Below are 21,099 nucleotides of genomic sequence, written 5' to 3'. Positions count from 1 at the left end.
ACATCTTCGCCATGTTTACGTAAACACGGAGTCTCGCGATCGCTGCGCCGAGCGCTCCACGGTGGCGTAGGTAATCGGGCGGTCCGTGGATCGCCATGCCCCGACAAGGAGAGTTCAGTGCCAGTCTTCGTGGCAGCGCGAACATCCCACGGCAGGAGCACGGGATGACCGCGCCCGCCGGTCTCGCCGGGCCGGTGAGCGCGCCCGCCGGTCTTGCCCGGCCGGCCCTGCGCCTGCGCGTCGCCGGCTACGCCTTCTTCCTGCCGTTCTTCGTGGTCTTCCTGGTCGCGGTGGTCGCGCCGCTGGCGTACGCGATCTATCTCAGCTTCTTCCAGGAGCGCATGATCGGCGGCACGGTCTTCGCCGGCGTGGCCAACTACACCCGCGCCATCGGCGACGCGCTGTTCGGCGCCGGCCTGCTCCGCGTCGCGCTCTTCCTGGTCGTGCAGGTGCCCGTCATGCTGCTCATCGCCCTGGGCTGCGCGCTGGCCATCGACAGCGGCCGGCTGCGCTGGCCGTCGATGTTCCGCATCACGATCTTCATGCCGTACGCGGTGCCGGCCGTGGTGTCGGCCCTCATGTGGGGCTACATGTACGGCGACCAGTTCGGCCTGGTGGGGCAGATCGGCGAGGGCCTCGGCGTCGCGGTCCCCGACCTGCTCTCGCGCTCCTGGATGCTCTCCTCCATCGGCAACATGGTGACCTGGGAGTTCGTCGGCTACAACATGATCATCCTGTACGCCGCGCTGCGGGCCGTACCGGGCGAGCTCTACGAGGCGGCCGAGATGGACGGAGCGGGCGCCATCCGCATCGCCTGGAGCATCAAGCTGCCCGCCCTGCGTCCCGCGCTGCTCGTGGCGACGATCTTCTCGATCATCGGCAGCTTCCAGCTCTTCAACGAGCCGAACATCCTCCAGAAGCTCGCACCCGCGGTGATCGGGACGAGCTACACGCCCAACATGTACGCCTACAACCTCGCGTTCAACGGCCAGCAGATCAACTACTCGGCCACCGTCGCCGTGGTGCTCGGCGTCGTCACCATCATCGTGGCGTACGCGGTGCAGATCATCACGGCGAGAAGGGAGAAGACGCTGTGACGGCCGTCGCCGAGGCGAACCGCACCACGGCCGGACATGCGGCGCGCCGATCCACCAAGGCACGGCGCCGGGGGAAGAGTCCCACCCTCACGGTGATCATGCTGGTGATGTTCGCGTACGCGGTCCTGCCGCTGTTCTGGCTGCTGGCCAACGCCAGCAAGAACGGCGGGGACCTGTTCTCGACCTTCGGGCTCTGGTTCGGCGGGGACTTCCACCTGTTCGCCAACATCGGCGAGACCCTGAGCTACAACCACGGCATCTTCGTGCGCTGGTTCGGCAACTCGGTGCTCTACTCCGTGGTGGGCGCGGGCGGTGCCGCCCTGCTGGCCACTCTCGGTGGTTACGCGCTGGCGAAGTACGAGTTCCCGGGCCGCAAGCTGCTGTTCGCGGTGGTGCTGGGCGGCATCTCCATCCCGGGCACGGCCCTCGCGGTGCCGACGTACCTGCTGTTCAGCCGGGTCGGAATCGTCGACACCCCGTGGGCGGTGCTCATCCCGGCGCTGTGCAGCCCGTTCGGTCTCTACTTGATGCGCGTCTACGCGGCCGACGCGGTGCCCGACTCGATCCTGGAGTCGGCCCGCATCGACGGCGCGGGCGAGTTCAGGATCTTCCGCACCATCGCGCTGCGGCTGCTCGCCCCGGGCTTCGTCACCGTCCTGCTCTTCGCGCTGGTCGCGACGTGGAACAACTACTTCCTGCCGCTGATCGTGCTGAACTCGCCGGACTGGTTCCCGCTCACCGTCGGCCTCAACCAGTGGAACGCCCAGGCCAACAGCGGCACCTCCGGTGCCGGTGACGCCACCTACTCGCTCATCCTGACCGGCAGCCTGCTGTCGATCGTGCCGTTGATCATCGCTTTCCTGGGGCTCCAGCGGTTCTGGCAGTCGGGCCTCGCCACCGGAAGCGTCAAGCAGTGACCAAAGGAAACGCCATGAAAACCCTTCCCTCACGGCGCGGTGTCATCCCCGCCGGGATCGCCGCGGCCCTGTCCCTGGCCCTGGCCGCGTGCGGCGGCGGCTCCGGTGGCGGTGCCACCGCCGCCCCGTCCGCCGCCGCCCCCAGCGCTACGGCGGCCGTACAGGACGCGCTGTCCAAGCCCGCCGAGCTGACGTTCTGGACGTGGGTCACGGGGATCGAGAAGACCGTCGCCCGCTTTACAACGAAATATCCGAACATCAAGGTCAATGTGGTGAACACGGGTCAGTCCGCTGACCAGTACACCAAGCTGCAGACCGCGATCAAGGCCGGCTCGGGCGCGCCCGACGTGGCGCAGATCGAGTACTTCGCGCTGCCGCAGTTCGCCCTCGCCAAGCAGGTCGTCAACCTGGCCGACTACGGCGCCGCCGCGCTGAAGGACAAGTTCGCCGACTCGGCGTGGGGCCAGGTGGCGATCAACGGCGGCGTCTACGGGGTCCCGCAGGACACCGGCCCCATGGCGATGTTCTACCGCAAGGACATCTTCGACAAGCTGAAGATCAAGCCGCCGGCCACCTGGGCGGAGTTCGTCGACGCGGCCAAGAAGATCAAGGCCGCCGACTCCGGCTCGTTCATCACCTCCATCGACCCCGGTGACGCCGGCGGAGTGGACAGCCTGATCTGGCAGGCGGGCGGCGCGCCGTTCAAGACCTCGGGCGAGAGCTCGGTCAGCGTCAAGCTCGACTCCGACCCGGGCGTCAAGCAGTGGGTCGGCACGATGAGCACCCTGCTCGGCGAGAAGCTGGTCGACCCGCAGCCCGGCTGGACCGACGAGTGGTGGAAGGGCATGGGCTCGGGCAAGTACGCCGTCTGGCTGACCGGCGCCTGGGCGCCGAACGGCATCATCAACTCCATCCCCAAGACGAAGGGCAAGTGGGCGGTCGCCCCGATGCCGCAGTACGACGCCGCCAAGCCGATGAACGCCGAGAACGGCGGCTCCTCGGTCGCGGTCATCCCGCAGAGCAAGAACATCCCGGCCGCCGTCGCCTTCGCGCAGTGGCTCAACTCCGACCCGGAGGCCGTCAAGTCACTGAACACCGAGGCCGGGCTCTTCCCCGCAACCAAGGTGCTGCTCGACGACCCGGCCTTCCGTGACGCGCCGCAGGAGTTCTTCGGCGGGCAGAAGATCAACCAGGTCCTGGGCGACGCCTCGGCCGCCGTCCGCCCCGGCTGGCAGTACCTCCCGTTCCAGGTGTACGCCAACAGCATCTTCAAGGACACCGTGGGCCAGGCCATCGACAGCGGCGGTGACCTGTCGGCCGCGCTGAAGACCTGGCAGGACCGCATCTCCGCCTTCGGCACCGAGCAGGGCTTCACCCTCACCAGCGGCGGCTGACCCCCGGCGCGTCCGGTGCGATGATCCGCCAGGCCGATGGGCGCAGCGTCCAGGCGTAGGAGGGCTGGGCAGGTCCCAGCTCTCCGTCGGCATTGGCGGGGGCCGGCTCGCCGTCGACGGCGATCGAGCGCCCCTTGAGGGTCACGACGTCGTCCCGCGTACGCTGCCTGCCGAGCCGCAGCAGCACCCCGAAGGCCAGGCGTGCCCAGGGCGACACGGCGAAGGAGACGACCACGTCCGCCAGGCCGTCGTCCGGCCGCGCGTCCGGTGTCAGCGGCGTGCCGCCGCCGATCGAGGTGCCGTTGCCGACGCCCACCATGAGGATCCGCCGCCGGCCGTCGGCGACGGTCTCTCCGTCCACCCGTACGCCCAGCCGCCATCCCTTGGCCCGTAAGCCGGCGAGCAGCGCGCCCACGGCGTACGCGGCGCGGCGCAGCCATGGCTTGAGCGGGGTCGCCTGCTCCGAGGCCAGCGCGCCGACGCCGACGTGCACGGCGTTCACCACGATCCCGCCCTGATCGTCGACGAGCAGGTCCATCCTCCGCTCCCGCCCGCGCAGGACGATCGTCGCGGCCTCTCGGGGATCGAGCGGAATGCCCAGGGCACGGGCCATGTCGTTGCCGGTGCCCATCGGGACCAGGCCCACCGGCCGCGTGGCCAACTCATCGCGCGCGAGCAGTGCCGCCACCAGCGTGTGCAGGCTGCCGTCGCCACCGAGGACGACCGGCACGCGATCGGCGTGCTCCTCCAGCGCCCGCTCGATGTCCGCCGGCCGCTCCGTCACCTGGACCACGACGTCCGCCTCACGACCCAGGATGTCCAGCACCGCCTGGCGTGTCGCGTCGTCGGCCCCGCCCGCGGCCGGATTGCCCATCACCACCAACCTGCGAGCCACCGCGCCCCGCTCCAAGCGGTCAGGCCGCCGATCGGCGCCGGTCAGGTACGCCTGGGTGAACATGGGTGAGTTGCACGATCACCGGCATGTCCGAGACGACCACCACCGAGTAGGGGGTGCTGGGGGACAGGGCGTCGGAAGCCGCCAGGTCGTCCAGGCTCAGGTCGCTGGTGCGCTGCGCGGGCACCGTCGCGCGGTACGGGCCGAGGGGCTCCTCGCCCGTCGCGCAGAACGTGAGCTCGACGTGGGCCTTCTTGGGGCTGACGTTGAACAGGCAGAGCCGGTCGCCCCGGACGCACCCGTCGGTGATGGCCATCTTCCAGTTTCCCACCAATGTGCTCATACGCGACTCCCGTCCTTTCCTGCGACAGTCGTCCAGCTACCCCGACAAGAGCGGATATATCGGATTAAGAGCCGGTGACTGGCCGGAGACGACATCGGCGAGCATCCGTGATCGTATTGTCGGGGATCACCGGCGGTGTGAAGATCGGGGAATGTCTCCTTCAAGAGCCGTTCTCTCCGCGCTCGCCGTCGCCACGTCCGCGTTGCTGATCAGCGGAAACGCCGAGGCGGCAGCGGATGTGCCGTTACCCTCGGCGATCTTCCGCGCCACGCACAACAGCTACTCGGGCAACGTCACCGGCGCCAAGAACTCGATCGCCTACCAACTCGACCACGGCATTCGCTTCCTCGAACTCGACATCCACGACAACGGTTACGCCACCTCGCACGACTACTCCGTCGGCCACGACTCTCCCGGCAGCCAGGTCGACCACACCGGAAACCCCGCCTCGAACCTCCTGCGCGACTGGCTCGGCGTGATCAACACCTGGTCCGCGCAGCACCCCACCGCCGCACCGATCGTCGTCGCGCTCGACATCAAGGACGACCTGACTGACAACACCTCGTACGCCGCGGGCAACCTGGCCGCGCTCAACCAGGAGCTCACCTCGGTCTTCGGCTCGCGGCTGTTCTGGGCCAAGGACTACCCGGCGAGCCCGCCGTCGGTGGACGCGCTGCGCGGCCGGGTGCTCCCCGTCATCTCCGGCGACGGCACGACCCGCGCCCAGTACAAACGCGACGTCGGCTACCACCCGGCCGTCGCGATCAACGGCCGCGGCCAGGTCGTCGAGGTGCACGACTCGGGTGCGGGCGCGCTGTGGTACTGGAGCGGCACGTACGGCGCCGACGGCCGCGTGACCTGGCTACGCCACGGCAGGTACGACAGCGGCGTCACCCCGTCCGTCGCGCTGAACGACAACGGCGACCTGGTCGAGGTCCACCAGTCCCAGACCGCGACCACCCTGTGGTACCGCGTCGGCCGCCTCGACGCCGGCGGCGAGATCACCTGGTCGGCCAGCCACCAGTACGACAACGGCGTCCTGCCGACGGTCAGGTTCACCGACGCGGCGGGCACCCGGCTGCGCGAGATCCACCGCAGCCAGAGCAACAGCCAGAACTGGGACTGGGACGGCGTGCTCAACGCCGCCGCGGCGACGGTCTCCTGGAGCGGTAACGCCAAGACCTCCGACGCCCGCTACGACGCGACCACCTCGACCAGCGGCTCGTCGCGCGTGCACGTGTGGACCGGCGCCGACGGCCCGACCCCGGCCCAGACCCTGCGCCTGGACACCGACAGGGTCGCCGGCGAGCGCATCCGCTACCAGCAGACCGCCTTCGACGAGTTCCAGAAGGGCGACAGCGCGGAGCTCCAGCAGGGCGCGCTGTTCTACGCGGCCTCCGCCGGCGAGTCCTCGTTCATCACCGCGGCACGGCAGGCGGGACGGCTCGTGCGCGGCTGGGACTTCGACTCCGAAGACGACGCCACCGACCCGCTGGCCAACTATCCGGCGTCCAACCACCCGTACGACACCTGGTACCAGGATCTCCTCACCCGCTCCGGCGCCATCGAGTAGTCAAGCGGAATTCGCCCGAGCGGTCTCGCACGGCGTGCGGTGAAGCAGGACCGAGACGTGGTCGCGCACCAGATCATGGAAGCGGTACCGGCAGGGTGCGGGCTCCTGCAAGAGGTGGACGTCCAGCAGCTGATCCAGCTGCCGCCTCGCCCGCACCACTGTCGTGTGCTGCACGGCCGCGGCCTCGTCGACGCCGAACTCGGTGCCGGCCTGCGAGCCCAGCAGCCGGTACACGCGTCGCTGGTCCTCGGGTAGCCGCTGATAGGACAGATCCAGGGCGGCGGTGACGCTGTGCCGCCCGGTCGTCAGCTCGGACAGCCGATCATCGTTCAACCGGTCGAGCAGATGCCGCACGCTCCAGGTCGGATGCGCCCGAAGCCGGACGGCGGCGATGCGGATGGCGAGCGGAAGCCGCCCACACCGCTCCACGGTCTCCGTCAGCACACCCTTCGGCGCGTCCCCGACCTGCTCCCGCCCGGCCGTGCGGATGAACAGGGCGACCGCCTCCTCCAGCGGCGGGACGTCCAGCGACAAGGTGCGCGTGTCGTCCAGGCCGATCAGCCGGCGGCGGCTGGTGACGATCAGGAGGCAGCCAGGTCCGGCGGGCAGCAATGGGCGGACCTGATCCTCGTCGGCGGCATTGTCCAGCACGATCAGGAATTTTCGGTCGGCCACAATGCTGCGATACAGCGCCGCGCGGTCATCGATATGCCCGGGAACGCGCTCATCAGAGACGCCGAGTGCGCGAAGCATGCGGGCGAGCGCGTCACGCGGATCGACGGGTGTCGTTTCCCGGGTATGACCGTGGAGGTTCACGAACAGCTGGCCGTCGGGAAACCGGGAGCTGAGCTGGTGAGCGGCGTGAACGGCCAGCGCCGTCTTTCCGACTCCGGCCATGCCGTCAATGGCGATGATCGTCGCCGTGTTCACATTCTGGTAATCCGACAAAGCCGTCAGTTCACGCTTTCGGCCAACAAAAGCCGCAACATCGGCTGGTAGCTGTCGCGGAACGGTCACCGCTGCCGGCGCCGGGCCGGTCTCTTCCGGATCGCCGCGTTCGGGGGAGGCCGACGGGCCGCGAGCGACGGCGGCCAGCATCGCGCGCTCCTCGTCGTCCAGCTCCAACGCCTCCGCCAGCAGCAGGATCGACGTGATGCGCGGATGCTGCAGCACGTTGTGCTCCAACCGGCGGACGGTCCGGACATTGAGGCCGGTACGTTGAGCCAGTTGCTCCTGAGTCAGCAGCGCACGCCCCCGCCATCCGCGTAGCAGCGCCCCCAAAGCCAACTCGGCCTCGGGACACCGTATGACCTCCGTCGGTAGGGAAGTGGTCAACCGAACGTGATTGTCGTTCATTGATTTGTGCTCCTATCCAGGGAGCCGCCCCGTTTTTTCTCGCCGCCCCTGCCGGCGAGATCCCCACGTACATCGAAAGCGCTTTCCAGCTGTTCACGCCACCGTTGGACGAAAGCGAACGGAATCGGACGGCCTTGGGACGGACGGGACGATCGCCACCTGCGGTTATCTCTCGGACTCGCCCGCGACAGATGCCTTCGCGGTTTTAAGGCAATTGATGAGCATCGCCGGAATTGGCCAGAATGAAGGCCATGAGCGACGGGGACGAAGGCGGCAACGGCCGATCGCAGGCCCAGGTGCCGTCGCCGTCCGACGACGGGGGCGAGGTGTGCCCCTACCAAGGACTTGTGCCGTTCGAGAGGGAGAAGACCGAGTTCTTCTTCGGCCGCGCACGGGCGACCCACAGCCTCGTCGACCGCCTGGGCGCGCGCCTGGACGGGCACGGGACCGTCCTGCTGGTCTCGGGGGCCTCGGGTGTGGGCAAGTCGTCGCTGTTGCGGGCGGGACTGCTGCCGGCGCTGGCCCAGGAGATGCTGCCGGTCGCCGGCTCGCGGCATTGGCCGCGCCTGCTCATCACGCCGACCTCGACACCGCTGCGGGCACTCGCCGAAGAGTGGGCGAAGGCGTTCGGCGAGCACGTCGAAACGGTGTACGAGCGGCTGCGCGACGATCCGGGACGGATGGCGCCCGAGGTTCTCCCGCCGGACGGCCGGCTCATCCTGGTGGTCGATCAGTTCGAGGAACTGTTCACCCTGGTGAGCGACGAGCAGGAGCGCCAGGCGTTCGTCGGGGCGCTGCACGCCCTGGCCGAAGGCCCGCGGGGCGCCGGAGTGATCGTCGGTGTACGCGCGGACTACTGGGACCGCTGCGCGGCCTATCCGCAGCTGGCCGAGGCCATCCAGGACGGCCAGGTCATCGTCGAGCCGATGTCGGAGTCGGATCTCCGGCTGGCCATCACCGGTCCCGCGGCGGCGGTGGGCCTGGAGATCGAGCCCGGTCTGGTGGAGACCATCCTGGGCGAGTTACGCGTCGATCAGGCCACCGGGGGCGGCTACGAGGCCGGCGCCCTGCCCCTGCTTTCGCAGGCTCTGCGCAACACCTGGGAGAGACGTGAGCACGGCCGGCTGACCGTCCGGGGGTACGAGGAGTCCGGCCGGGTCCGCGACTCCGTGCGGCGTACGGCCGACGAGATCCTCGAACGGCTGTCGGCGGAGGACCGCAAGACCGCGCTCAGAGTCTTCCGGCGCATGACCTTGATCACCGCGGGCGGCCGGGTGGCCCGGCGCAGGGCCACGCTGACCGAGATCCACGCCGCCGCGTCGGCGCTGTCGGCGGATCGGCGCGGCCAGGTGGCGTCGTTGCTGTCCGCCTTCGCCGACCAGCGCCTGGTCACGCTGCACGAGGACGCCGTCGAGATCGCCCATGACGCGCTGCTGATCGCCTGGCCGACCCTGTGCCAATGGCTCGAGCCCGACTTCACCGCACAGACGGTGTACAGCAGCCTCATCGACGACGCCGCCCAATGGGCCGAACACCACCGCGACCCCGCCTTCCTCTACCGGGGCGCCCGGTTGCTGGCGGTTCAGGACAGCCGGCACCGCTGGGACCGCGACCCTGACAGCTTTCCACCGCCCGGCCCGACCGCCGAGCGCTTCGTCGCGGCATCGACCCGCGCGGTGCTACGGACCGGCCGCCGCCGCCGGCTGGTCATGGCCGGTCTCGCGGCGCTGTCGGTCCTCGCGCTCATCGCAGCCGGCGCCGCCGTCAACGCCGCGAACGAGGCCGATCGGCAACGCGGGGCGGCGACCTCCCGCCAGGTTGCGGCGCAGAGCGAGATCACCGGCGACGTCCCCCTGTCCTCGCTGCTGGCCGTGGCGGCGTGGCGGATCGCCGAGACCGACGAGGCCCGCAACCGCGTGCTGGTCGCGGCGACCCGCACTGGCCGGGGGACCCTCACCGGGCACACGAGAGGCATCACGGATCTGGCGTTCAGTCCCGACGGTTCGTTCGTCGTGACAGGAAGCGACGACGGCACCGCGCGGTTCTGGGACATAGCGACGCGGCGGCAGCTCGGCGCCCCGATCACCCGTCCGCAGTACGAGTGCTCAGCCGTCAAGCTGGCCCTGAGCCCCGATGGCCGTACGCTGGCCACGTCGTGTCTCGACACCGTCCGGTTCTACGACGTGGCCACCCGTCGCGACCTGGGCGCCCCGCTGGATCACGAGGAGGTCGTGTCGGCACTCGCCTACAACCCGGACGGGAAGACCCTCGCGACCGGCGACTTCAGAGGCATCGTCCGGCAGTGGGACGCGACCACGCACCGTCAGCACGGGACTCCGCTGGGCCGCGCCGACTACGGACAGGACCTCTCGTCCATCATCAGGGCGGTGGCGTTCAGCCCGGACGGAAAGACGCTGGCCGTCGCGAAAAAGAAGAGCGCACAGCTCTGGGACATCGCCACCTCCGGCCGGCTCGGCGCCCCGCTCGCCGGGCACACCGACACCATCACCAATCTCGCCTTCAGCCCGGACAGCACGACCCTCGCGACCGTGAGCTGGGACCACACCGCCCGGCTGTGGAAGGTGGCCACGCGGAAGCAGACAGGTGCGCTCAGCGACCGCCGTACCGCTTTCAACGCGATCGCCTTCAGCCCGGACGGCACCCGGCTCGCCACCGCCGGAGACACCGGCCGCACCGTCCTGTGGGACACGGCCAGCCGCCGGCAGCTGACCGCGCTCGCCGACAATGGCATGGGTGTCGAGCGCGTGGCGTTCAGCCCGGACGGGAAGCTGCTCGCCGCCGCCGGCGACGACGGCGTCGTACGGCTGGCCGACCCCCAGATCCACTTGCAGGTCGGGACCTCGATGCCCGCACAGGCCGCCGTCGCGCTGAGCCCGGACGGACGGATCCTGGCCACCGGCGTGGCCGACCCGATGGACCCCGCGATCCAGCTGTGGGACGTGGCCACCCAGCGTCGCCTCGGCCCGCCGCTACGTCCCCGGGGCGCGCGCCGATCCGTGTACACGATCGAATTCACCCGCGACGGGCGGACGCTCATGACGTCCAGCTCGGACGGCCTGCGGCTCTGGGACGTCGCGAGCCGCCGCGAGCTCGTCCATGAGGCGACGCTCAAGGGCTTGGCCAGGCTCAGCCCCGACGGCAGGTACATCGCCGTCCAGCAGGACAAGGCCGTCGCGTTCTGGGACGTCGCGAGCCGCCGGGAGACCGGGCCGCGCATCAGCGTCCCCGACCACACCGACGTCCTCACGGCGATGGCGATCAGCCCCGACGGCTCGACCCTGGCGACCACGGGCTACGACAACCAGGTGCGGCTCTTCGACGTGGCCACCCGCCGCCCGATCGGGGGCTCGCCGCCCGCGGCCAACGCCGGGTTCGTCAACGACCTGGCGTTCAGCCCCGACGGGCGGACGCTGGCACTCACGGCCGCCGACTCCAGCGTCCGGTTCTGGGACGTGGTGCGGCACCGCACGCTCGGCATCGCCCTGATCGCCGAGGACGGCGCGATCAACACCTTCGCCTTCAGCCCGGACGGACAGATCCTCGCCACCGGCTCCGCCGACGTGGTGCGGCTGTGGGACGTGCGCAGCCACCGGCAGCTCAGCACCCCCTTGATCGGCCACACCCGCGCCGTGACCGCGATCGCCTACAGCCGGGACGGGACGGCCGTCGCCACGGTGGCCGGTGACGGGACCGCGCGGCTGTGGAACGTCCGCCTGCCCGCCGACCCGGTGGCCGCGGCGTGCGCCAACGCGGGCCGCTCGCTGACTCGCGACGAATGGGAGAGCTACGTACGGGAGGAGACGTACCGGCAGACGTGTCCATGACCCAGGGACCCCCACCGGAACCCACTGGGTTCCCCCTGGGGTCCACCACTGGAATCCACCACGGAGAGAGTAGCGAGCATGTTCCTGCGAGGTTTCCGGCGACGGACGGGCAGGCCCGTCCCGGAACTGGCCGCGTTGTTCCGCTCGATCGTCGCGGAAGGCCGGGAGATCCACCCGATGGCGTCCGACTTCCTGGAGCACTTCATGGACGGTGCCGGTGCCTCCAGGACGATGTGCCTGCGCTGGCTCCGCTCGTTCAAGGTGATCAAGAAGGCCGAGCAGAAGAACCAGCACCGGTTCGAGCGGCAGCTCGTACGAGAGGCGAAAGGGTTGGGCGACGGCGCCTCGACCTGGCTGCACGATTACTGGGACGCCCGGATCAACGCGTTCATCGGCACGGAGCTCTTCTACGTCAGCCGGATGAGCCTGCTGCGCTCGCAGGGCTCGTTCGTCCTGACCCGGGCCGGTCTGGAGGTGCGGATGTCGGGCACGGTCCGCCACCACTGGTTCGATCCCTATGACTGGGACCGCGGCCGATGGGTCTACATCCCCCGGCACGGGTTCGTGCCCATCGCGGTCGGCCGGGAGCTGGTGGAGTCCGATGAGGCGCGCGACTTCCTGATGGAGTCACGTCATGTCCAGACGCTGGCGGGCACCTACCTGGACGGCCGGTGTCCCCGGCGTGGCAGGACCCGATTCGAGTGGTCGCTGGTGAGGACGAAGCACTGATGGCCGCAGACCACCCCCGTCCACCCGATCCCACCGAGGCCGCCAGCGCCGCGGACTTCGTCCGGTCGCTGGCCCGGCTCAAACGATGGGCGGGCGAGCCGTCGCTGAGCAGGCTGCGCTCTCTCGGCGGCCAGACGGTGACCTCGGACGGAGCCACGATCGACGCGTTGCCCAAAAGCACGACCTCGTATGTTCTCCGACAGACCGACCGGCTGCCACGGTGGGACTTCGTCAAGGCGTTCGTCACCGCCTGCTTCCGTTACTGCGACTATCCGGCCGAGCTGATCCCCGGCGAGCTCGAACGCTGGCGGGTGGCCAGGACCGCCTTGGCCGGGCCGGTCCCTCGCACACCGCCCTCTTCCGGCATCGAGCGGCGGACGTCCTCGACGATCGCGCCGCAGGCGGACCCGGCGGCGTCCACGGCGATCGCGGCCGAGATGCTCGCGGCGGAGGCGTTGTCGATGGTCGCTGCGGAGGCGGTCGCGGCGGTCGCGATGGGCGGGGTGGTCGGGATCGCGGCGACCGACGCGGAGACCACCGGTGGCCTCGGGCGGGACCCCGCCGCCGAGCTCCTGGCGCGGCGGGTGGCCCGGGAGGAGGACAGGGCCCGTAAGGGGCTGCTCGGCGGCTACACCATCGCGCCGGTCTCCTTCGGCCCGTACGAGGACCCCGTCCGTCTGGACGACGCCACCGGCGAGACGAACGACGCCATCGGCCAGATGAAGGACGGCCCGCAGTCGATCGGCCGCTTCTTCAGCGGCCTGCAATCGCGGCGCCTGCTGATCGTGGGCGAGTCGGGAGCGGGCAAGACGGTGCTCGCCATAGAGCTGGTGCTGCAACTGCTGGAGCCCTTCCTGACCGGCGCCGAACAGCCCGGCCACCCCCAGCTGGTCCCGGTACGCCTGGACGCCGCCCGATGGACCTTGGGCAGCCCGTTCGAACCATGGCTGGCCGAACAGCTGGTGCAGGACTTCGGGCTCGCGGCCAAGGACGCGGAGCGGCTGGTACGGGACCGCCAGGTGCTGCCGGTGCTGGACGGGCTCGACGAGCTGGACCCCGAGCCGCCCATGGGGCCGCCCCGCCGGGCGATCGGCCTGCTGACCGAGCTCAACCGCTACAGCGACCTTTCCGGCCGGCGGCCGGGGGCGGTCGTCGTGACCTGCCGAGCGGCCCGCCACACCGAGCTGTCCCATGTCCGCGCCGGGCTCGACAACGCCACCCGGATCCACCTGTACGACCTGACCATCGACCAGATCAACGCGTACCTGCGCACCCGCTGGCCGGACGGCCATCCCTGCGACATCCACCGCGACGGCCTGCACGCCGCGCTGTCCGGACCGTCCGGGAGGGCCGTGCACGCCGCCCTGGCCACGCCGTGGCGCCTGTTGCTGACCGTGACCGCGGTGGAGTCCGGTGCCGACCCGGACGACCTGCTCCGTGTCGACCCGGATCCCGACCCGCGCGCGGCGGCGGCGCGGATCGCCCGCAGGCTGCTCGGCGCGTACGTGCCGGCGGCGACCGCGCTGGCTCCACGCGCGGCCCACGGCACTCCGTACCGTCCAGAACAGGTGCGGTCCTGGCTGGAGAACCTGGCCGCCCACCTGCGATGGCAGGCCACCCGTACCACCGAGACGGATCGGCCGCCGCCCGGTATGACGCCGATCGACATCGTTCCGCACCTGCTGTGGCCGATCGGCGGCCAGCGCCGGGTACGGGCGGTGCACTGCTTGTGCTGCGTGGTCTTCGCCGTCGTCGCCATGCTGGCGTTCTGGGCCGGGTCGGCGGTCGACCGGCCCGGTGACCCGCGCGACTGGCTCGGGGAGGGACTCACCTTGTCGCTCATGGCGGGCTGGGTGGTCATCGCCACCGGCCTGTCGATGTCGCAATGGCCGACCGCGTCCGGTGGGCGGGCCAACGTCCCTCGCCGGCGACGCGTGATCGGCGGTCTGTTCGGCGCCCTGGCGGGCGGCCCGGTCGGCGCGCTCTGCGGCCTGACCGGGCTCGTGCTGACCGAAGGCCGGGTCTTCGGTCCCGGCTTCGCCATCGCCGCGGGGGCGGCTGGGGGCGCGGTGTTCGGCGCGGTCATCGGACTGACCGCCGCCGCCCGGCAGGGCGAGCGCATGACCATCTCCGAGGCGGTCCGCGCGGAGCCGGTCACCCTGCTGGGCTTCGGGCTGTGCGGCGCTCTGACGGGACTGCCGCCGCTGCGCCTGGCCGGCGCCGGGCCGGTGGCACTGACCGCGGAGATCATCGGAGCCTTCGCCCTGGCCTTCGCGCTCGGGGTCCTCTTCAAGATCACTACGGGCGGCTGGAGCGAGGACGCGGAGCTGGCCCACCCGCGAGAGGCGCTCCACCGCAACCCGATGATCGGCGTGGCCTTCGGGCTCACCGGCGGTGTCGCGGCCTTCCTGGTGTTCGTCATGAACCAGGGCGTCGTCCAGTCGCTGGCCTGCGCGCTCATCGGCGGGGTGACCTTCGGCCTCGCCTTCGGCGCGGTCGCCTGGTCCCGTACCATGATCGGCCTGATCATCGCGGCCGCGCGCGGGGTGCTTCCGTTGCGGCTGTGGACCTTCCTCGACTGGGCCTGCGAGGCCCGGCTGCTGCGCGTCAGCGGCGCCACCTACCAGTTCCGGCACCGCGAACTCCAGGACTTCCTGACACCGCCCGAGACCGACTGACCCTGCCCGAGACCGGTTGACCCTGCCCGAGACCGGTTGACCCGTCCGAGATCAACCGGCCCGTCCGAGGCCGGCGCGACGTAGGGTCCAGGACAGCAGCCACTTCACGGCCGACCGGCGTCGGTCCTGGCGGAGATGGGAGCCTTCATGACCGTCACTCCGGCGCAGCTGCGCGCCCTCGCGAGTCGCGCCGAGGCGCTCACCGCGGAGGTACGCGCGCTCTGCGGCACCGCCCTGAACGGATCGCCGGAACGCGAGCACCTCGCCGGGGCGTGGCAGGCCGCGGACTGGCTGGCCCGAGGCGCCGAGGATCTCCAGCAGGCGGCCGCGGACCTGGCCAGGCTCCAGGACCGGCCGTGCGGCCTCCCCTGGGGCGTCTGCCCCGAGCACGGCAACACCCTGTCGGCAAGCGCCGGTGTCTCCACGTGCCGGGTATGCCGTCGCACCTGGACCGGCGACCTGCTCGGCCGGCCGTGCCGGGAGCCGGTGACGTGGAAGGTGATCGACCGGGCCGGGACGGAGACGCGGATGTGCGACGGGCACGTTCTCGGCGCCCGCGCGGCCGCCGCGGGCGCCACCTTCATCCGCCTCGACGAAGCGGGCGCGCCGATGTGACGCTATTGCCGGACCCGTGGATTCACCCGGCAACCCGTGGATTCACCCGGCAATTGGTGTGGAGATACTGGGCGGCGCCATTCTTGAAGTCGTAGATCGCGACCGTCTGGGTGTCTTCCAGGGGATCGTCGGAAGGCATCAAGAAGTGCGTGTCACTTACCGGGAGCAGGTCGTACGTGACGCGTTCTGGTTTGCCGAGGAAGCTCGCGTGCATGGGGTTCAGGACGAAGGTGAGCGAGAGCTTTCCGTCCTCGGCCGCCACCTCGTAACGGGTGCCGAGCTGCCCGTACGTGCCCTCGTACCTGGACAGGTCGAGGTTCAGAGAGGGGTCGGGTTTCGGCAGGTCCGGGATGGTGACCGCGCCGAGCTCGGCCAGGATGACGTTGAGCGCCTGCTTGTAGAAGCCGTCTCGCGGTCCCGCGTTCGCCAGCATCGAGATGGCGATGTTCGAGTCCGGGAGAATACGCAGCCGGGCGCTCTGGCCGATGGTGCTGCCGTCGTGGGCGTAGACGGTCTCGCCGTGCCAGTCGCACACGATGAGCCCGAGGGCCCACTCCGGGCCGTACATGTACGGGTCGGGAATGGGGACGCGAGATTCCATCATCTCGCGGATGATCTCGGGCCCGACGATGCGCGTGCCGTTCGGCGCCTTTCCCCCGTTGAGAAAGACGTGCGCCATGGTGAGCACTTCCCGGGCCGTCGAGTTCACGTTGCCGCCGGGGCCGAAGGAACGCGGCAGATGACTCACCGGTGAAAGGACGGGTCCCTCGTCAACGGACCGGATCACGTGGCCCGTCGCGGCCCGGCTCGGGTCCACCTGCTCGTGCCGGCTGGTCGTGGAGGTCAGTCCCAGGGGGCCGAAGAGACGATCCCGCATGATGTCGTCCCACTTTTTCCCGTCGATCACCTCCATGACGCGGGCGAGGATCGCGTAACCCAGGGCCGCGCTGTAGCCATGGGTATATCCGAGGGGGTGCACCTGGGGCGCGCCGGCGATGTTCGTGACCATGCGCTCATATACGTCGTCGTCCTCGCCGGGGTCGCCGTAGTCCTCCTCGATGCCGTTCGTGTGGTTCAGGAGCTGGCGGGGCGTGACTTGGGCGCTCACCTCCGGGTCGGCGACCCGGAAATCGCGAAGGTACGTCCGCACCGGCTCGTCCAGGCCGACCTTTCCCTCATCGACGAGCCGCATGAAGGCGAGGGCGGTCCAAGTCTTGGACAGGGAGCCGCACTGGTAGATGGTGTCGGTCGTCGCGGGTTCTCGCGTTGACACCTCCTTGACGCCCAAGGCGAAGTCGGTGATCTCCCCGTCCTGGAGGATGCCGATCGCGGCGCTCGGGACCTGGTATTTGGCAAGGAGCTCGGCCGTACGAGCCGTGATCCGCGTTATGTCCAGCCCTTTGGTCATGGGGGGCCTACTTCGGGAGGCCGACCGCGTTGGCGGCGTCGGCCTCGAAGTATTCGGTGGTGGCGAAGGGGCCGGTGTACTCCTCGAAGAAGCCCTTAACGCCGTCGACCGACTCGTGCACGATGACGTTCACCGCCTTGGTCCCGTCGGTGCTCGACACCGCCAGGCTCCATTTCGCGCCCTTGGGCAGCTTGCCGTACGCCTTCTTCAGTGAGTCCCAGAACCCGGCCTCAGAGACCGTGGAAACCGCCATCACATGCATGCTCGTGTCCTCTCCCAAATGTTTCCGAATGAGAAAAGGCTACGTTGCGTTTGACTTACTGGCAACGCCGTAGTCGGCTAGCCATGCGATTGACCTGCTAGACTATCCAAAAATCGTTGCAACAGCATTGTGGAGAATGCAATATCGGCCCGACCAGCCGTTGCAATGTCCTGTGGATGAACGCACACTGGGACCCCGCGGACCGGTCACGACAGGAGAGGCGCCGATGCCCGGAGGCAGGCTGACCCATCAGGATCGCCGGCGGATCGCGACCTGGCTGGCCGAAGGGCTGGGCTACGCCGAGATCGCCAAGCGGCTCGGCAGGCCGACCTCCACGATCAGCCGGGAGGTGGCGCGCAACGGCACGTCCGGCGACTACCTGCCGGACCGCGCCCAGCAGGTCGCCGCCCGGCGCGCCCGCCGCGCCGGGCCGGTCCAGGCGGTGGAGCCGCCCGAGGGGCAGCCGACCGAGGCGGCGCGCGGCTTCGTGGACCAGTTCGCGGGCCTGCTGGCCGCGACCGGCCTGCAGCGGATGGCCGCCCGGGTGTTCGTCTGCCTGCTCACCTCCGGCGGCGGGAGCCTGACGGCCGCCGAGCTCGTACGCCTGCTCCAGGTGAGCCCGGCGTCGGTGTCCAAGGCCATCGGCTACCTGGAGGCCATGGACCTGGTCGGGCGCGAAGCGGATCCCGGCGGGCGCCGCGAACGCTACGTGATCGACGACGACACCTGGCTCCGGGCGTGGCGGACCGACACCGGAGCGCACGCGGCAATCGCGCGGGCCGCGCAGCGCGGAGTCGCCCTCTTCGGCGCCGACTCGCCCGCCGGGACCCGGCTGGGCCAGATGGGCCGGTTCTTCGACTGGCTCGGTGGCGAGATGAGCGGCAGCGGCCTGACCGACACCGTCATGCGCGACGCGCTGACGGTGCTCGCCGCGCTGGTGCACGCCGCCCGGCCGCTCGCCGTGGACGAACTGGTCAGGGCGTTGGGACTGCCCGTGGAGCGGGTCGCCGATGCCCTGGCCGCGATCGAGGAGCACCCGTCCGTCGCCGACCCGCTCGCGCTGCTGCGCACCGAGTCCGGCACGTACGCCCTCGCCACCAGATCGGACCGCCTGAGCCCGGCGCAACGCGACGCGCTCGCACCCGGCTGACCAAGCCGGTCATGCCACGCGGCTCACGGCGGTGCTGGTCCAGGCGTGGTGAGCGGCCTCCAGGAGATCATCTTTGCCGTGTCGGCACGTGACTCTCCGTGTCGGAAAACTACAGTGAGTGCTGGCTCTGGACCGGCTGGAAGATCATCGCCCGGCCTGATGAGCAGCCCTGTGTCCGTACAGTCAGTCCTTGCTCGAAAAGAGAACCAGCATGCCGCGCATCAAGCAGACCGCTATGGCCGTCGCCGTGACCCTGGCCTCCTGTGCCGGCGCACTCGGCGCCTTCGCCGTCCCGGCGCTGGCCGATCTCGGCGGCGCCTCCGGCCCGGGGGTCCGCGCCGCCGCCATCGTCAACGCCAACGGCTTCGTCGTCCGCTCCAAGGGCGTCACCGGGGTGCGCAAGATCGCCACCGGCCAGTACTGCGTCCGGCTCGACGCCGACATCAACGCCGCCACCACCGTCCCGGTCGCCACCACCCAGTGGACGGGCTCGCCCTGGGACTCCAGCATCTTCGTCCGCCCCGACGGCAACATCGTCTGCGGGGACTCCCGCGACATCTTCGTCGGCACCGGTAGCGCCGCCGGCGCCCGCGACACCGGCTTCCACGTGATCATCCCCTGACCGAAGCCATCCTTTGAGCGGCCGACCGGTTCGCCGCCTGGGCGAACCGGTCCCCGTGGCTTACGGCGGGTCGGACACGGGGACCACAGCGGTGATCTTGGCCGGGTTCATCATCCACAGCACCTGGTCGATGCCCTGCTCCGAGGCGTTGACCGTGAGGACGGCGAACACCTCTCCGTCGCGGCTCAGCAGCGCGGCGCTCTGCCCGTTCGCGCTCGTGTACGCCACGTCGACGCCGGCCCAGAAGCGGCTCGCGAACGCCCGGAGGTACTTCGCCACCCGTGTCGCCCCCACCACGGGAAAGCGGGAGGCGCGCACGGCGCCGCCGCCGTCGGAGTAGCTGGTCACGTCCAGGGCGAAAAGCTCTTCCAGCGCCGCCAGGTCGCCCGCGCGGGCGGCGGCGACGAAGGCCGTCAGCAGCCTGCGTTGCTCGGCCTTGGCCACGGGCGTACGTCGTTCGACCAGCACGTGCTTGCGCGCCCTGCTGACCAGTTGCCGTACGGCAGGCTCGTTGAGCCGGATGATGTCGGCGATCTGCCGGTAGGGGTAGTCGAAGGCCTCCCGCAGCACGTACGCCGCCCGTTCGGTGGGCGTGAGCCGCTCCAGCAGGAGCAGGACCGCGAACTCCAGCGCCTCACCGCGCTCGGCGCCCAGGTGCGGATCCGCGCCGGTGTCGACGGGTTCGGGCAGCCACGGGCCGATGTAGGTCTCCCGCCGGGCGCGCGCGGACTGAGCGGCATTGAGGGCCAGCCGCGTGATCGTCGTCGCCAGGAACGCGGGCGGGTTCTCCACCGTGGCGCGGTCATAGCTCTGCCAGCGCAGCCAGACGTCCTGCACCAGATCCTCGGCTTCGGTGGCGCTCCCCAGCATCCGGTACGCGATCCCGAACAGGCGCGGCCGCACGCCGGCGAAGTCCACCGCGGCCTGCTCCAGATCCTCCGGACCGCCCGATTCGGTGTCCGCCACTCCCATCGCCCCCGCTGAAACCCTTCGCACCGGGATGGCCCACGGTGGTCCCACCGACGGTACCTTCCGGTCCACTCGTCCCGAGGACCCACCCCACGCACAGCGGACTTCGAGTCCTTTGCCAGGTGGGGTGCGCAAGAAGAGACTGCAGGGGAAGGAGGGCCCTGGGAAAGATTGGCCGGGGCTGTCATAGGCCGAGAGGCTGCCCTGTCTTAGCCGGCGGACCGGCCGGCACACGGGTGCCCCGGCGGGCAGGAAGGCGCATCATGAAGATCGTGGTAATCGGTGGCACCGGGCTGATCGGCTCGAAGCTCGTGACGAAGCTGGGAGAGCACGGTCACCAGGCGGTGGCGGCCTCGCCGAACACCGGCGTCAACACGCTCACCGGTGAAGGGCTGGACGAGGTGCTGACCGACGCGTCCGTGGTGGTCGATGTGTCGAACTCGCCGTCGTTCGAGCGGGCCGCGGTGCTGGAGTTCTTCGAGACCTCCACCCGCAACCTGCTCGCCGCGGAGGCGGCGGCCGGGGTCGACCACCACGTCGCGCTGTCGGTCGTGGGCACCGAGCGGATGCCGGAGAACGGCTACTTCGCGGCGAAGATCGCGCAGGAGCAGCTGATCGAGAAGTCGGGAATCCCGTTCTCGATCGTGCACGCGACGCAGTTCTTCGAGTTCGTCCGCGGCATCGCCGACGAGTCGACGGACGGCGACAAGGTGCGGATCGCGCCGGTGCTCTTCCAGCCCATCGCGGGCGACGACGTCGCCGAGGCGATCGGCCGCGTCGCGGTGGGCTCGCCACTGAACCGCCGGGTCGAGATCGCCGGGCCGGAGCAGTCGCGGATGGATGAGTTCTTCCGCGACGCCCTGGCCGCTTGGGGCGACCCGCGCGAGGTGGTCACGGACCCGCACGCGCACTACTTCGGAACGGAGCCGGGCGAGCGGACGCTGGTCCCCGCCGACGGCGCGAGCCTCGGCCGGATCCACTACCGCGACTGGCTGAGCCAGAACGCCGCCGGGAAGTAGCGCGCCGCCCACCCCAGATCAACCCGCCGACCACCGGATTCTTTGTCGTTATGCCTGCGCGGGCGTGATGTCGGTGTGGGGGAAATCTTCGCCTTTGAACGGGTCTGGTGCATTTGCTGGGGAGCGGTCACGGAGTGCGATTTCCAGGTGCGAGTGGGGCCGGGGCCGCATGGAGGGTGGTAGCGATCGCGTAACGCGTTGCGCGTGAGAACGGCCGTTCTGTCACG

17 protein-coding genes are annotated in these 21,099 nt (G+C 70.1%); 11 read left to right on the top strand and 6 right to left on the bottom strand.

Going from position 1 to position 21,099, the window contains the following annotated elements:
• The first annotated feature begins 164 nt into the window (after positions 1-164).
• The 3 genes from LDL49_RS22040 to LDL49_RS22030 are packed head-to-tail and all read left to right on the top strand — an operon-like array spanning position 165 to position 3,408.
• Positions 165-1,097, top strand: coding sequence for a carbohydrate ABC transporter permease (locus LDL49_RS22040; protein ID WP_225293016.1), 933 nt, complete (start codon positions 165-167; stop codon positions 1,095-1,097).
• The gene (locus LDL49_RS22035) at positions 1,094-2,014 is read left to right on the top strand and encodes a carbohydrate ABC transporter permease (RefSeq protein ID WP_225293015.1); all 921 of its coding nucleotides are present in this window, start codon (positions 1,094-1,096) and stop codon (positions 2,012-2,014) included. The genes LDL49_RS22040 and LDL49_RS22035 overlap by 4 nt, the downstream gene beginning before the upstream one ends.
• 14 nt (positions 2,015-2,028) lie before the next feature.
• Complete coding sequence (locus LDL49_RS22030) at positions 2,029-3,408, top strand: ABC transporter substrate-binding protein (protein ID WP_225293014.1); 1,380 nt, start codon at positions 2,029-2,031, stop codon at positions 3,406-3,408.
• Here LDL49_RS22030 and LDL49_RS22025 read toward each other — a convergent pair.
• On the bottom strand, positions 3,392-4,366 hold the full coding sequence (locus LDL49_RS22025; RefSeq protein WP_225293013.1) for a diacylglycerol/lipid kinase family protein: 975 nt from the start codon (positions 4,364-4,366) through the stop codon (positions 3,392-3,394). The two genes, LDL49_RS22030 and LDL49_RS22025, sit on opposite strands and share 17 nt — an antisense overlap.
• Positions 4,323-4,646, bottom strand: coding sequence for a sensory rhodopsin transducer (locus tag LDL49_RS22020; protein ID WP_225293012.1), 324 nt, complete (start codon positions 4,644-4,646; stop codon positions 4,323-4,325). Before LDL49_RS22020 ends, LDL49_RS22025 begins: the two co-directional genes overlap by 44 nt.
• A gap of 151 nt (positions 4,647-4,797) precedes the next feature.
• Between LDL49_RS22020 and LDL49_RS22015 the strand changes: the two genes are divergently transcribed.
• Positions 4,798-6,219 carry a PI-PLC domain-containing protein gene (locus LDL49_RS22015; protein WP_225293011.1) on the top strand — a complete coding sequence of 474 codons (1,422 nt, stop codon included), beginning with the start codon at positions 4,798-4,800 and terminating at the stop codon, positions 6,217-6,219.
• Here the strand turns inward: LDL49_RS22015 and LDL49_RS22010 are convergent, their stop codons facing one another.
• A complete protein-coding gene (locus LDL49_RS22010; RefSeq protein ID WP_225293010.1) occupies positions 6,220-7,575 on the bottom strand; it encodes an ATP-binding protein in 1,356 nt (451 codons plus the stop codon).
• 251 nt (positions 7,576-7,826) lie between these two features.
• On the opposite strand from LDL49_RS22010, the gene LDL49_RS22005 reads away from it, so the two are divergent.
• The 4 genes from LDL49_RS22005 (at position 7,827) to LDL49_RS21990 (ending at position 15,442) form a co-directional block, all read left to right on the top strand.
• Entirely contained in the window at positions 7,827-11,420 is a 3,594-nt protein-coding gene (locus LDL49_RS22005; RefSeq protein WP_225293009.1) for a WD40 repeat domain-containing protein, read from the top strand.
• Between the two features lie 78 nt (positions 11,421-11,498).
• On the top strand, positions 11,499-12,149 hold the full coding sequence (locus LDL49_RS22000) for a hypothetical protein (RefSeq protein WP_225293008.1): 651 nt from the start codon (positions 11,499-11,501) through the stop codon (positions 12,147-12,149).
• Positions 12,149-14,827, top strand: coding sequence for an NACHT domain-containing protein (locus LDL49_RS21995; protein ID WP_225293007.1), 2,679 nt, complete (start codon positions 12,149-12,151; stop codon positions 14,825-14,827). Before LDL49_RS22000 ends, LDL49_RS21995 begins: the two co-directional genes overlap by 1 nt.
• 147 nt (positions 14,828-14,974) lie before the next feature.
• Entirely contained in the window at positions 14,975-15,442 is a 468-nt protein-coding gene (locus tag LDL49_RS21990; protein ID WP_225293006.1) for a hypothetical protein, read from the top strand.
• A 22-nt stretch (positions 15,443-15,464) separates the two neighbouring features.
• Here the strand turns inward: LDL49_RS21990 and LDL49_RS21985 are convergent, their stop codons facing one another.
• The gene (locus LDL49_RS21985; RefSeq protein ID WP_225293005.1) at positions 15,465-16,850 is read right to left on the bottom strand and encodes a serine hydrolase domain-containing protein; all 1,386 of its coding nucleotides are present in this window, start codon (positions 16,848-16,850) and stop codon (positions 15,465-15,467) included.
• Between the two features lie 7 nt (positions 16,851-16,857).
• Positions 16,858-17,103, bottom strand: a complete 246-nt coding sequence (locus LDL49_RS21980; protein WP_225293004.1) for a hypothetical protein — start codon at positions 17,101-17,103, stop codon at positions 16,858-16,860.
• Between the two features lie 235 nt (positions 17,104-17,338).
• On the opposite strand from LDL49_RS21980, the gene LDL49_RS21975 reads away from it, so the two are divergent.
• Both LDL49_RS21975 and LDL49_RS21970 read left to right on the top strand, forming a co-directional pair.
• Positions 17,339-18,262 (top strand): GbsR/MarR family transcriptional regulator, encoded by a 924-nt coding sequence (locus LDL49_RS21975; RefSeq protein ID WP_225293003.1) that lies wholly within the window; start codon positions 17,339-17,341, stop codon positions 18,260-18,262.
• A gap of 190 nt (positions 18,263-18,452) precedes the next feature.
• Positions 18,453-18,884: a hypothetical protein gene (locus LDL49_RS21970; RefSeq protein WP_225293002.1), complete on the top strand. Its 432-nt coding sequence runs from the start codon at positions 18,453-18,455 to the stop codon at positions 18,882-18,884.
• 60 nt (positions 18,885-18,944) lie between these two features.
• Here LDL49_RS21970 and LDL49_RS21965 read toward each other — a convergent pair whose 3' ends face one another.
• Complete coding sequence (locus LDL49_RS21965; protein ID WP_225293001.1) at positions 18,945-19,850, bottom strand: RNA polymerase sigma-70 factor; 906 nt, start codon at positions 19,848-19,850, stop codon at positions 18,945-18,947.
• 266 nt (positions 19,851-20,116) lie between these two features.
• Here LDL49_RS21965 and LDL49_RS21960 point away from each other — a divergent pair, with 266 nt between their 5' ends.
• Complete coding sequence (locus LDL49_RS21960; RefSeq protein WP_225293000.1) at positions 20,117-20,872, top strand: SDR family oxidoreductase; 756 nt, start codon at positions 20,117-20,119, stop codon at positions 20,870-20,872.
• Positions 20,873-21,099: the final 227 nt, after the last annotated feature.

Origin of the sequence: Nonomuraea aurantiaca (assembly GCF_020215705.1) — a bacterium.
In the GTDB taxonomy this organism is placed as follows: Bacteria; Actinomycetota; Actinomycetes; order Streptosporangiales; family Streptosporangiaceae; genus Nonomuraea; species Nonomuraea aurantiaca.
The sequence above is the reverse complement of the archived record's forward strand: the minus strand, read 5'-3'. Positions and strand labels throughout refer to the sequence as shown.

Excerpts from the sequence above, each read along its gene's own strand:
- LDL49_RS22040 (WP_225293016.1), top strand. The coding sequence starts at position 165 with ATGACCGCGCCCGCCGGTCTCGCCGGGCCGGTGAGCGCGCCCGCCGGT.
- LDL49_RS22030 (WP_225293014.1), top strand. The coding sequence starts at position 2,029 with ATGAAAACCCTTCCCTCACGGCGCGGTGTCATCCCCGCCGGGATCGCC.
- LDL49_RS22025 (WP_225293013.1), bottom strand. The coding sequence starts at position 4,366 with ATGTTCACCCAGGCGTACCTGACCGGCGCCGATCGGCGGCCTGACCGC.
- LDL49_RS22020 (WP_225293012.1), bottom strand. The coding sequence starts at position 4,646 with ATGAGCACATTGGTGGGAAACTGGAAGATGGCCATCACCGACGGGTGC.
- LDL49_RS22015 (WP_225293011.1), top strand. The coding sequence starts at position 4,798 with ATGTCTCCTTCAAGAGCCGTTCTCTCCGCGCTCGCCGTCGCCACGTCC.
- LDL49_RS22010 (WP_225293010.1), bottom strand. The coding sequence starts at position 7,575 with ATGAACGACAATCACGTTCGGTTGACCACTTCCCTACCGACGGAGGTC.
- LDL49_RS22005 (WP_225293009.1), top strand. The coding sequence starts at position 7,827 with ATGAGCGACGGGGACGAAGGCGGCAACGGCCGATCGCAGGCCCAGGTG.
- LDL49_RS22000 (WP_225293008.1), top strand. The coding sequence starts at position 11,499 with ATGTTCCTGCGAGGTTTCCGGCGACGGACGGGCAGGCCCGTCCCGGAA.
- LDL49_RS21995 (WP_225293007.1), top strand. The coding sequence starts at position 12,149 with ATGGCCGCAGACCACCCCCGTCCACCCGATCCCACCGAGGCCGCCAGC.
- LDL49_RS21990 (WP_225293006.1), top strand. The coding sequence starts at position 14,975 with ATGACCGTCACTCCGGCGCAGCTGCGCGCCCTCGCGAGTCGCGCCGAG.
- LDL49_RS21985 (WP_225293005.1), bottom strand. The coding sequence starts at position 16,850 with ATGACCAAAGGGCTGGACATAACGCGGATCACGGCTCGTACGGCCGAG.
- LDL49_RS21980 (WP_225293004.1), bottom strand. The coding sequence starts at position 17,103 with ATGGCGGTTTCCACGGTCTCTGAGGCCGGGTTCTGGGACTCACTGAAG.
- LDL49_RS21975 (WP_225293003.1), top strand. The coding sequence starts at position 17,339 with ATGCCCGGAGGCAGGCTGACCCATCAGGATCGCCGGCGGATCGCGACC.
- LDL49_RS21960 (WP_225293000.1), top strand. The coding sequence starts at position 20,117 with ATGAAGATCGTGGTAATCGGTGGCACCGGGCTGATCGGCTCGAAGCTC.